Raw genomic sequence first — 11,952 nt, 5'->3', positions numbered from 1 at the left:
ACTATGTTATTCCACGTAGAAATGACCGTAAAAATTCCACATGATTCCGATGTGAATTTTGTAAACGAATTAAAAGCAAAAGAAAAAGCAATGTCCCAAGATTTGCAACGCAGCGGAAAATGGGTAACCATTTGGAGAATCGTCGGGAAGTATTCCAATATCAGTATTTTCAATGTAGAAAGTCCGGCTGAACTTCATGAGATTCTGAGCAATTTACCCCTTTTTCCTTTTATGGAAATCGAAGTAAAATCATTATGCAAACACTATTCTTCCATTAAAGAAGGAGAATTGTAACCCTTTTAAACAATCAAAAAAAACTATAATAAATTTAAAAAATCAATATCATGACTAGACCACAAATAGACGGATTACTTCAAAAAATTGAAAGTACTGAAAAAATAGAAGCTGGAAGCGAAAGAGCTAAAGCAATTGTAAACAGAATCCTTCGTGACTTGTTTTATACCATCGAAGATTTAGATATCCAACCGGATGAAGTTTGGACAGCAGTAAATTACTTGACACAAGCAGGTCAAAATGAAGAATACGGTTTGATCGCTGCAGGTTTAGGAATAGAACATTTCTTAGACTTACGTATGGATGAAGAAGAAGAAAAAGCAGGAATGACAGGTGGAACACCAAGAACTATTGAAGGGCCACTTTATGTTGCCGGCGCTCCAAAATCAAAAGGATTTGCGCGTATTGACGACGGAACTGAAGTAGAACAAGGGGAGATTTTCTTCATGCAGGGAAAAGTTTTGGATGCTGATAACAATCCAATTCCTAATGCAATTGTTGAAGTTTGGCATGCTAATTTAAAAGGAAATTATTCTTATTTTGACCAATCACAAAGTGATTTCAATTTACGCGGAACGATAGAAACGGATGAAAACGGAAACTATCAATTTCGCAGCATCCTTCCTTCCGGATATGGAGTTCCTCCAGGTGGATCAACAGAAGTGCTTTTAAATGCCGTTGGTCGTCACGGAAATCGCCCATCTCACGTTCATTTCTTTGTTTCAGCGCCAGGCTGCAGAAAATTAACGACACAAATTAACTTTGATGGTGATCCCTACTTATGGGATGATTTTGCTTTTGCAACGCGTGAAGGTTTGATTCCGGATCTTACTGTTATTACTGATGTGGAAAAAATCAAAGAAAAAGGATTAGACAAGCCTTTTTCCTCAATCGATTTCGACTTCACTTTGCACAAAGAAGTGGAAGGAATTCACGATGCAGAAGTAGAGCGATTGAGAGCTGAATCTGTAGTATAATAAAAAAAGAAACGGTCTATTGCCATTTCCCGAATCTTTTTTGGACTTGTAGAATCCCCGTGAGAAGGAACAAATCGTATTGATTTTTTGAGTCATTCTCATGGTGGTTTTACCCCAAAATAACTCCGGAGCGGGTAGGTTATGACTACTAAACAACAACACTAATGGAAAAATTAAATAAAGAATATGTAGAAAGCCTATTGGAACACAACGTTTCTGAAGGTCTTTATCGTCATAACAGAGAATCCTTTACCAATCCGGAGTTGTTCGAATTGGAAATGAAATATATTTTCGAAAACAATTGGGTGTATTTGGCTCATGAAAGCCAAATAACGGAAGCCAATGATTATTTCACGACTCATATTGGCAGACAACCCATCTTTATCGCTCGCAATAAAGAAGGTGAATTGAATGCTTTTATTAATGCGTGCAGCCACAGAGGAGCACAGCTTTGTCGCTATAAAAAAGGAAATAAATCAACATATACGTGTCCTTTTCACGGTTGGACTTTTAATAATTCGGGGAAATTATTAAAAGTAAAAGATGTAAAAGGCGCAGGATATCCGGAACAGTTCAACACAGAAGGGTCTCATGATTTGAAAAAAGTGGCACGATTTGAATCGTACAAAGGATTTTTATTTGGCAGCTTAAATCCAGATTCTTCTTCATTGGAAGACTATTTGGGTGAGACTAAAAAGATTATTGATCAAATGGTAGATCAGGCTGAATTTGGATTGGAAGTTGTACGAGGAGCTTCTACTTATACCTATGATGCAAACTGGAAAATGCAAATGGAAAATGGCGCTGATGGCTACCATGTAAGCTCCGTGCATTGGAATTATGTGGCAACCATGGGGAACCGTAAAGAAGACGGTGTACAAGCGGTAGATCCTAACGGATGGTCGAAAAGTGTAGGCGGTGTTTATGGTTTCGAAAATGGTCACATGTTACTTTGGACGAAAATGCTGAATCCGGAAGTGCGCCCTCTTTACAGTCAATTGGATAGATTAAATGGCACTCTTGGTGAAGAAAGAACCAATTTCATTGTCAACGAAACCCGCAACTTGGCTATTTATCCAAATGTGTATTTGATGGATCAGTTTTCGACTCAAATTCGTGTGGTTCGACCAATCTCTGTCGATAAATCGGAAGTGACTATTTACTGTATGGCACCAAAAAATGAACCATCAGCAGACCGTGCGTTGCGTATTCGTCAATACGAAGATTTTTTCAACGTAACGGGAATGGGAACTCCTGATGATTTAGAAGAATTCAGATCGTGTCAGGAAAGTTATTTGGCAAAAGCCATGCCTTGGAACGATGTGAGCCGTGGAGCAGAACATTGGGTTTATGGTCCGGACGAACATGCTACCGCCATGGGAATCAATCCAAAATTAAGCGGAATTAGAACCGAAGACGAAGGATTGTTCCTGATGCAACACCAGTATTGGGCAGAAACCTTGAAAGAAGCTTTAGCAAAAGAGGAATTGATTAATCTAGAAAACAATTTGTAAGATGACTAATTACGATAAAATACAGGCATTTGTTTATCAGGAAGCGAGATATTTAGATGACAAACAATGGGATGAATGGCTAGAGCTATACGATGAAAAAGTAACGTTTTGGATGCCATCTTGGGATGACGAGGATAATCTAACGACAAATCACGAAACTGAAATTTCGTTGATTTATTATCCAAACAGAAATGGTTTGGAAGACCGTATTTTTAGAATCAGAACCGAACGTTCGAGCGCTACTTTACCGGACACCAGAACAAGTCATAATTGCACCAATCTTGAAATTCTGGAAGAAAACAACGATGAAGTTAAAATACGTTTTAACTGGAATACACTAAGCTTTCGATACAATAAATTGGATCAGTTTTTTGGTGTTTCCTTCTACACTTTGAAAAAAGTGGAAGATTCATTTTTAATCACTAATAAAAAAGTCATCCTTAAGAACGATTACATTCGACAAGTGCTTGACATATATCATATTTAATACAAAAGTAATGGCAAAAATAGCATTAAACTTTGAGGACGGAGTTACCCGATTTATAGATAGTTTACCTAATGAAACTGTAGCAGAAACTGCGTATCGTGTTGGGATAAACATTCCGTTAGATTGCGCTGATGGCGCTTGTGGTACTTGTAAATGTAAAATGAGATCAGGAAATTTCGATGCGGGAGACTATATCGAAGAAGCCTTATCAGATGAAGAAGCAGCGGCGGGTTTTGCGCTTGCTTGTCAAGTGAGACCAAAATCAAACCTTGTGGTTGATATTTTGGCAAGTTCTACTGCCTGTAAAGTTAAATCTACGGCTGTCGCTACCGAAATCAAGGAATTAAACCGATTGTCTTCCGAAATCTACCAGTTAAAATTGCGTGCTGCTGACGGGAGCTCTTTTCAATTTCTTCCGGGACAATATGTAAATATTGAGGTTCCGGGAACTTCACAAACCAGATCGTATTCGTACAGTTCACAACCTGATGCTTCTGAAGGGGAGTTTTTAATCAAATTAGTTCCAGGAGGATTGATGAGTACGTATCTAAAAGAGGAGGCAACTGTAGGTGGGGAATTAAACATTGTAACTCCTTTGGGAAGTTTTTATTTAAGAGAGGCGCAACGTGATTTAATCTTTATTGCTGGCGGTACAGGTATTGCACCTTTTATGGCAATGCTTGAAAAGCTAAAAGCAGAAAAAAATACTACTCCTATTCATTTGTTTTACGGAGCAACGACAGGGGAAAATGTAGTGGAATTGGAACGTTTGAAAGCGTTTAGTGAAATTATGCCATTGCAACTATTCACTTGTACTTCTGATGAACAAGCGGAAGGTCATAATAAAGGATTTGTTACGCAATGGATTAACAAAGAGCTTCTGGGCGATAAAGCCTATGATATTTATATCTGTGGACCAAATGCGATGGTAGAAGCGGTAAAAACAACGCTTGACAAAGAGGCAATTCAACATGTTAATTTTTACATGGAAAAGTTTGTTCCAACGGGTCAGGAAAATGTACAATTATAATTTTTAAACAGTAAAAATGCTTCACCCCAATAGATTTTCAGGAAAAGTGGCGCTTGTTACCGGTGCCGCGCAAGGAATAGGAAAAACGGTTGCATTGCAACTTTTAGCCGAAGGTGGTTCGGTTGTATTAATTGATCGTTCTCCAATAGTAAATGAGATAGCTTCACAATTGAGTGAAGAACAACAGCATAAAGCACTTCCTGTTGTTGCCGATTTGGAACAGTTTTCAGATTTTCAGTCGGCAGTTGAACAAGCAGTTGCAAAGTTTGGAAGAATAGACATTTTGATTAACAATGTTGGCGGAACAATCTGGATGAAACCTTTTGCAACCTACGAAGAAGATCAAATAGAAAAAGAAATTCGCCGTTCCCTTTTCCCAACGCTATGGGGATGCAGAGCCGTTCTTCCGGTTATGCTAGATCAAAAAGGAGGTGTAATTGTGAATGTTTCTTCGGTTGCCACCAGAGGAATTAATCGGGTTCCTTATGCTGCTGCAAAAGGGGGAGTCAATGCCCTCACGGCTGCTATGGCTTTCGAATATGCTGAAAAAAACATTCGGGTAAATGCGGTTGCACCAGGTGGAACGGTAGCTCCGGAACGTTTGATTCTCCGAAATGAAACTCCAGATTCGGAGCAAGAAAAAATATGGAGACAAGAAGTGGCTGATCAAACCACCGAATCGAGTTTAATGAAACGCTACGGAACCATTGAAGAACAAACTTCAGCCATACTTTTTCTGGCATCTGATGAAGCGTCGTATATCACAGGAATTACAATTCCGGTTGCCGGTGGTGATTTGGGTTAATAAAAAAATAGGATAATGTCAAAAATAAAAATGCAGAACACAGTACTGAATTATGTGTTTGATGATTTCAAGAAGCAGCATACTATTGTTTTTTCTAATTCATTAGGAACTGATTTGACGATGTGGGATAAACAAGTAGAATTGCTTGGTAAAGAATTTAATATCCTGCGATACGATACTCGCGGTCATGGAAAAAGCGAAGCTACCGAAGGAGAATATTCGATTGAAATGCTAGGGAACGATGTATTGGATTTATTGGATTCTCTGAAGATTGAAAAAGTAAATTTCTGTGGATTATCTATTGGCGGATTGACCGGACAATGGTTAGGAATTCATGCGTCGAAACGGTTGAACAAACTGATACTTTGTAATACTGGCGTAAAAATTGGAAACAAGGAAGGCTGGAATACCCGAATTGAAACGGTTCAAAAAAATGGTTTGGACAGTATCGTTTCTGGAACGCAGGAACGCTGGTTCACAACTGAATTTGTCAGCGAAAATAAAGGGGAAGTTGATTCGGTTTTAGCAACGTTTGTGCAAACGCCAGTAGCAGGATATATTTCTTGTTGTGCTGCCGTTCGGGATGCTAATTTTACAGATGAAGTTTCCAAAATTTTAGCACCAACCTTAATTATTTCCGGTACAGAGGATTTGGTGACAACCATAAAAGATGGTGATTTTCTAATGGAAAAAATTCCAAATTCGATATTAGCTGGCTTAAAAACGGCTCATATTTCTAATATTGAAAAAGCCGATGATTTTACAAAACTACTTATAGAATTTATTAAAAATTAAATTATGAAAACAGTTCCACAAATAACAACCGAACAAGCCGCAGCATTCGTAAAGGATGGTGATACCTTATTGCAAGGTGGTTTTGGGATGACGGGAAATCCAGTCCATTTAATGGATGCTTTATCGAAAACTGAAACTAAAAACATCACTTTTATTGGAAATAATGTAGGCGAAGCGGGAATTGGGGGCGGACGTTTGTTGCGAAACGGACAATTGAAAAAAATGATTGGTTCTTTTTTTACCAGTAATCCCGAAGCGGTGAAAGCGGCTCAAGATGGAATTGTGGAATATGAATTGATACCACAGGGAACTCTGGCCGAAGCCTTAAGAGCCGGAGGGGCAGGAATAGGAGGTTTTTATACGCCAACAGCTGCGGGAACAACTATTGCAGAAGGGAAAGAGACTAAAATAATTGATGGTGTTGAACAGGTTTTTGTGAAAGGAATTCGTGGAGACGTTGCTTTTATCAGAGCTTGGAAAGCAGATACAGCAGGAAATTTAATCTATCGTATGACCGAGCAAAATTTCAATCGCGCTATGGCAACGGCAGCTGATTTGGTTGTTGCTGAAGTGGAAGAAATCGTACCGGAAGGCACTTTAGATCCCAATTATATTCACACACCGGGGTGCTACGTCGATTACTTGGTTCAGGCGACACTTACTTTGGAAGACTTAGGTTCATCGGCATCGGTGAGTAAAGGGAAAAAAGTGAGTGAAGACCGTATGAATATTGCCAAACGCGCATTACAGGAATTGAAAAAAGGAGATGTAGTCAATTTAGGAATTGGAATTCCAACTTTAGTTGCCGATTTAATTACACCAAAACACGGTGTTATTTTACATACTGAAAACGGAATGTTGGGCGTTGGTCCAGAACCTGTAGATGGTGGAGGAGCAATGAATTATCCGGTAAACGCGGGGAAAATTCCAGTTACGGCAGTACCGGGAAGCAGTTATTTTGACAGTGCAGATTCTTTTGCCATGATTCGTGGAAAACATGTTGATGTTGCAGTAATGGGCGGTTTAGAAGTAGATGAGCATGCAAATCTGGCGAATTGGGCTGTTCCGGGACAACCTTTATTGGGAGTTGGTGGAGCAATGGATTTGGCCTCAGGAGCAAAAACGCTGATTATTACCATGAATCACAACAACAGAGACGGAAGTTCCAAAATTTTACCTACTTGTACATTGCCTTTGACGACTTTAGGGTCTGTTGATATGGTGATTACAGAATTGGCCGTTTTCAAATATATTGACAACAAACTCACTTTAATAGAACTAATGCCGGGAGCAACATTAGAAGAAATTCGAGAAAAAACGGAAGCAAAATTCGTGGAACAATTGGCCTAAAAAGAAGGATAGAATAGAATTACCTTTAGTTTTTCAATTCTAATGAATCTAATACTAATCGAATGGTAAACAAATTAATACGATACAGTATCGGATCTGATTTAATTATTTATGGGTTCAAATGCATCATTGGTTTTCTAATTGGCTATCAATTGTATTTGGGTTTTCCTCAATATGAACTGTATTGGACGATGCTTTCTATTATTTTGGTGATTTCGCCCGAAGCAAAAGATGCGCGTCGTTTATCGATTGAACGGTTTAAATCGAACCTAATTGGTTCCGGAATTGGATTGTTTTGTTATTTTATTCATGCCCCAAATGTCTATATGCTATTGTTGGGTATTGTTCTTTCCATTAGCACTTGTTATTTATTTAAACTGATGAATGTGGCGCGAACCGCAATTGTAGCACTCATTATTGTATTGATTCATGAACAGACGCAAATGTCATGGATAGGAGCTGTAGAACGTTTTATATCAGTGACTACCGGATGTTTCATTGGATTATCGATTACCATTATCACATCGGTGGTAATTAATTATTGGAGAAAAAAAGCAAACCTTCCGCAAGAAGAATTATAATTTAAAAGTAATAAAAATGAATACAGAAGCATATATAATTGATGGTATCAGAACGCCAATAGGAAGTTTTGGAGGAACACTTTCTGCCTTGAGAGCAGATGATTTGGCGGCAATTGTCATTACAGCATTAGTAAATAGAAATCCAAATATTCCACCCGCTGCGATTGATGATGTCATTTTAGGGTGTCACAATCAGGCTGGAGAAGACAATCGTAATGTGGCTCGAATGGCGTCATTGCTGGCGGGACTACCGGTTACAGTTCCGGGAGAAACGGTCAACAGATTATGTGCATCAGGAATGTCTGCAATTATTGGTGCGTCAAGAGCTATTAAAGCTGGAGATGGTGATATTTTTATTGCTGGTGGAGTAGAACACATGACCCATGGTCCATTGGTGATTTCAAAAGCATCTAAAGCTTTTGGAACCGATTCAAAAATGGAAGATTCCAGTTTTGGATGGCGTTTTGTAAACCCAAAAATGAAACAAATGTACGGCGTAGATCCTATGGGAATTACTGCTGAAAATTTAGTGGATTTGTATGATATCAGTCGGGAAGACCAAGATTTTTTCGCTTACAATTCACAAATGAAAGCAACTCAAGCCCAAAAAAATGGAGTGTTGGCGCAAGAAATTATTCCCGTTAGCATTCCGCAGCGAAAAGGGGATTCAATTGTTTTCTTTGAAGATGAATTCATCAGAGCCAGTACAACTATCGAAACACTGGCTAAATTAAAACCAGCTTTCAAAGCAGAAGGAACAGTTACTGCAGGAAATGCTTCGGGATTGAATGACGGTGCAGCAGCTACTTTTATTGCTTCTGATAAAGCGGTAAAAAAATACAATTTAAAACCGTTAGCCCGAATCGTAAGTTCGGCCGTTGTGGGTGTTGAACCTAGAATTATGGGAATTGGCCCCGTTACGGCAACACAAAAAGCATTGGCGAAAGCCGGATTAACATTGAATGATATCGACATTATTGAATTGAACGAAGCCTTCGCAGCCCAGAGTTTGGCCTGTACCAGAGCCATGGGACTTCAAGACAATGATTCCAGAGTTAATGTGAATGGAGGAGCAATTGCCTTGGGACATCCACTGGGAATGTCAGGAACCAGAATAGTGTACAGCGCTGCTTTATCATTGCAACGGTTACAAAAGCGATATGCTTTGGCAACCATGTGTATTGGTGTTGGACAAGGGTATGCAGTAATCATTGAAAGAGTTTAAAATTATAAAAACGCTCTCAATCTAAATAATTTACAGATGAGCAAAAAAAAGGATATACTTGACGCTGCTCTCAAATTGTTTACAGAAAATGGGGAGCGAGCCACTTCTACAAAATCAATAGCTTCTGAGGCGGAAACTTCAGAAGCATTGATTTTTAGGCATTTTGGTACCAAAGAAAAATTATTGGAAGAAATTATTAAACATGGCTATCAAGAAGCAGCAAAAATAATTTCCAATTATTTGAATGACGAAAACGGATTGCAATACATTTTGAAAATTGTTGAGGTTCCTCAAATTTTGGTAGATTCGCATCCCGATTTTTGGAAAATGCAACATAAAATCATTGCATTAAATTCACTTTCTCAAAAATACCACGACATTTTTATGAAGCCTTGTTACGAAAAACTAACAGTAGCTTTTTCGAAATTGCAGTATGAAAATCCAGCTTTGGAAGCGGAATTGCTACTGATTTATATCGATGGAATGTGGAAACATTTTGCCTCGAAACAATTGGATTCTAAAACAGAAAGTGCCTTGACAAAACTACTACAACAGAAATATAAGAATTTCAATTAAGTAATGGGAAGTTTCCTTTTGATATTGGAAAAGTAGTTTTTAGATTAATCCTTTTTGGTATTTCCATATTTTAAATGATATTCAAGGTGTATTTGATGATAGGAAATCAATATTCAAAGAACTTAAAACTTTTAAAACTCTAAAATAATTTTCCACCATATTTCACATAGATGTTAGTTTGTTTTTCGCAATAAACACCCTTAATTTCAGTATATTGACTAATATCTAATCCATTTATTTCACTTCAAATAATTACAGACAACGGGTTTACAACATTTTATTTTTAGAGATTACTTTCGGCACCAATTCTTTTGCGCAGGCAGAACAGATAAAAATAATGCAGGATAGTGCATGACGGTTAGCTAATTGCGATTAGGTACATTTATTAATTATTAGCGAATTTAGAAAACTTATTTACATTGATTGATTTGTTTATAGGATTGATAAATAATTTATTAATCAAATTGAAATAGGAAAATAGTAATGAAAATAAAAAAATGTTATTCTTTTAGTGTTGTTATTCTGATGTGGGCTTGTTGTATAGGAATATGTTCAACTAGTTATGCTCAGAAACTTAATATCAAAAATGATGTATTTTGGAATACCAAAGATGGGCGTCCGATTAATAGCCAGGGTGGTGGTATATTTAAATTCGATGATCCAGTAACAGGTGTAAAAAAGTATTACTGGTATGGAGTTCATTATATTGAGGCCGACAGCTATCGCAATACGCCATTTATTACGCAAACGACCTCTACTTTTGAATCTGTAACCTGTTATAGCTCTTTAGATTTAGTCAACTGGACGTTTGAAGGTGATGTTTTAACTAAAGACAAAGTAAATAAGTCAGGGAAGACCTGGGTGGGTCGCTTAGGTGTAACTTACATCAATGAACTGCATAAATATGCCATGTTTGTTCAACATGATAAGGAGGTATTGATTACTGTTTCAGATTCGCCAACAGGTGAATTTACATGGCATCAGAAAATAAATATGGAGCAAATGATTGGGACTAGCAACACTGGAGATCAAACCGTATTTACCGATGAAGATACAGGAAAGTCTTACCTCATTTATTCTTATGGAAAAGGACGTAACAAGATATATGTCTCGGAAATCGGTCTTAAAGAGGGAAAGGTAAACCTTTTGGATTGTACAGAAGTTTTTAAGGGAGAAAGTCGTGAAGGAAATTGCATGTTCAAATACAACAACAAGTATTACATGTTTGCGTCAAATATATATGGATGGGATTCCTCTTATGCCTATTATCTGGTAGCCGATAATATCAGGGGGCCTTATACGCCTACCAACGAGATGTTGGTTATGAAAGGAAGTTCAGATGACTTCGCACATGTAACGCAGACTGGTTTTTTCTGTTCTGTTAAAGGTAACAAACAGGAAACAGTAGTTTACTGCGGAGATCGATGGGCTAATTTTGCGGGCAACGGATTAGGTTATAACCAATGGTTTCCACTTTCGTTTGATGATAAAACTCCCTACTTCAATTCACTCAGTTCATGGAACTTGGATACCAGAACAGGTATGTGGAAAGTAGCCGATGACAACAATTATGTAAAGAATGGTAGTTTTGAGGCAGATCGAAGGCATATTCCTAGCCATTTTAAACCAATACAAATACAATTAACCGGCTGGGCTACTGAGGTTATTGCTGGGAATGAGATTGGACTTGACAGTATTAATTCGCCAGTCTTAAACTATTTTAATAGCGAAAATGACAGAAAGATTGTAATAGGCGAAAAAAGCCTGAATATTAGCGACAAGGTTAGTTTTAAGCGAAAAATTTTCCAGACAATTGCTTCTTCACCGTATGTGAAATTGGAAGATGGATTCTATACACTGACCGTAAAAGTAAAAAATAGCAATGGTTTTGCCCACTTGGAAATGTATGCTTTAAATAATGGTAATACATTAAAATATAGTGTTAAGGAGGAAAATACATCATGGAAAACGGTAAGTATTGAAAATATACCTGTCGAAGGAGGAAAGATTGAAATTGGTTTCCTAGCAGATGGTACAGCAAATTCTTTTTGTCATGTTGATGATATCTCGCTGGTAAAAACTATTAAATAGTTTTAATGGTTATACAACGTATGATGGATTAAATAGCTCATTAAAATCGTACAAAATTCATAGCTATTATTGGATAAAATGCAGATAAATAATTTATGGTAATGTGGTAAAAAATAGTTGGTGATTATTTTTTTTGGCTTGTCATACGGCTAAAAAACTACTTGCAACGTTTTTTTAAGTTTTTCATAAATAAAAAAAGTTTATTGAAACGAATTTCAATAAACTTT

The 11,952-nt window shown here is 37.5% G+C and carries 12 protein-coding genes; all 12 read left to right on the top strand.

Going from position 1 to position 11,952, the window contains the following annotated elements; all coding sequences use genetic code 11:
* Positions 1-3 precede the first annotated feature (3 nt).
* The 12 genes from catC (at position 4) to ACM55M_RS14095 (ending at position 11,725) form a co-directional block, all read left to right on the top strand.
* Positions 4-294 carry a muconolactone Delta-isomerase gene (gene catC, locus ACM55M_RS14150; protein ID WP_416858307.1) on the top strand — a complete coding sequence of 97 codons (291 nt, stop codon included), beginning with the start codon at positions 4-6 and terminating at the stop codon, positions 292-294.
* Between the two features lie 50 nt (positions 295-344).
* On the top strand, positions 345-1,271 hold the full coding sequence (gene catA, locus ACM55M_RS14145) for a catechol 1,2-dioxygenase (protein ID WP_416858306.1): 927 nt from the start codon (positions 345-347) through the stop codon (positions 1,269-1,271).
* 164 nt (positions 1,272-1,435) lie between these two features.
* On the top strand, positions 1,436-2,785 hold the full coding sequence (locus ACM55M_RS14140; protein WP_416858305.1) for a Rieske 2Fe-2S domain-containing protein: 1,350 nt from the start codon (positions 1,436-1,438) through the stop codon (positions 2,783-2,785).
* A gap of 1 nt (position 2,786) precedes the next feature.
* The gene (benB, locus tag ACM55M_RS14135; protein ID WP_416858304.1) at positions 2,787-3,272 is read left to right on the top strand and encodes a benzoate 1,2-dioxygenase small subunit; all 486 of its coding nucleotides are present in this window, start codon (positions 2,787-2,789) and stop codon (positions 3,270-3,272) included.
* Between the two features lie 10 nt (positions 3,273-3,282).
* A complete protein-coding gene (benC, locus tag ACM55M_RS14130) occupies positions 3,283-4,302 on the top strand; it encodes a benzoate 1,2-dioxygenase electron transfer component BenC (protein ID WP_416858303.1) in 1,020 nt (339 codons plus the stop codon).
* 16 nt (positions 4,303-4,318) lie between these two features.
* Positions 4,319-5,107, top strand: a complete 789-nt coding sequence (locus ACM55M_RS14125) for a 1,6-dihydroxycyclohexa-2,4-diene-1-carboxylate dehydrogenase (protein ID WP_416858302.1) — start codon at positions 4,319-4,321, stop codon at positions 5,105-5,107.
* 15 nt (positions 5,108-5,122) lie between these two features.
* Entirely contained in the window at positions 5,123-5,902 is a 780-nt protein-coding gene (gene pcaD, locus ACM55M_RS14120; RefSeq protein ID WP_416858301.1) for a 3-oxoadipate enol-lactonase, read from the top strand.
* A gap of 3 nt (positions 5,903-5,905) precedes the next feature.
* The gene (locus ACM55M_RS14115) at positions 5,906-7,252 is read left to right on the top strand and encodes a 3-oxoacid CoA-transferase (protein WP_416858300.1); all 1,347 of its coding nucleotides are present in this window, start codon (positions 5,906-5,908) and stop codon (positions 7,250-7,252) included.
* Positions 7,253-7,314: 62 nt separating this feature from the next.
* The gene (locus ACM55M_RS14110; RefSeq protein ID WP_416858299.1) at positions 7,315-7,833 is read left to right on the top strand and encodes an FUSC family protein; all 519 of its coding nucleotides are present in this window, start codon (positions 7,315-7,317) and stop codon (positions 7,831-7,833) included.
* 16 nt (positions 7,834-7,849) lie between these two features.
* Positions 7,850-9,058: a 3-oxoadipyl-CoA thiolase gene (gene pcaF / locus ACM55M_RS14105; protein WP_416858298.1), complete on the top strand. Its 1,209-nt coding sequence runs from the start codon at positions 7,850-7,852 to the stop codon at positions 9,056-9,058.
* Positions 9,059-9,094: 36 nt separating this feature from the next.
* Positions 9,095-9,634, top strand: a complete 540-nt coding sequence (locus ACM55M_RS14100; RefSeq protein ID WP_416858297.1) for a TetR/AcrR family transcriptional regulator — start codon at positions 9,095-9,097, stop codon at positions 9,632-9,634.
* 483 nt (positions 9,635-10,117) lie between these two features.
* Positions 10,118-11,725, top strand: a complete 1,608-nt coding sequence (locus ACM55M_RS14095) for a family 43 glycosylhydrolase (RefSeq protein WP_416858296.1) — start codon at positions 10,118-10,120, stop codon at positions 11,723-11,725.
* Positions 11,726-11,952: the final 227 nt, after the last annotated feature.

The organism is Flavobacterium galactosi (assembly GCF_048158585.1).
Taxonomy (GTDB): domain Bacteria; phylum Bacteroidota; class Bacteroidia; order Flavobacteriales; family Flavobacteriaceae; genus Flavobacterium; species Flavobacterium galactosi.
This window is presented reverse-complemented; position numbering and strand designations above follow the sequence as displayed.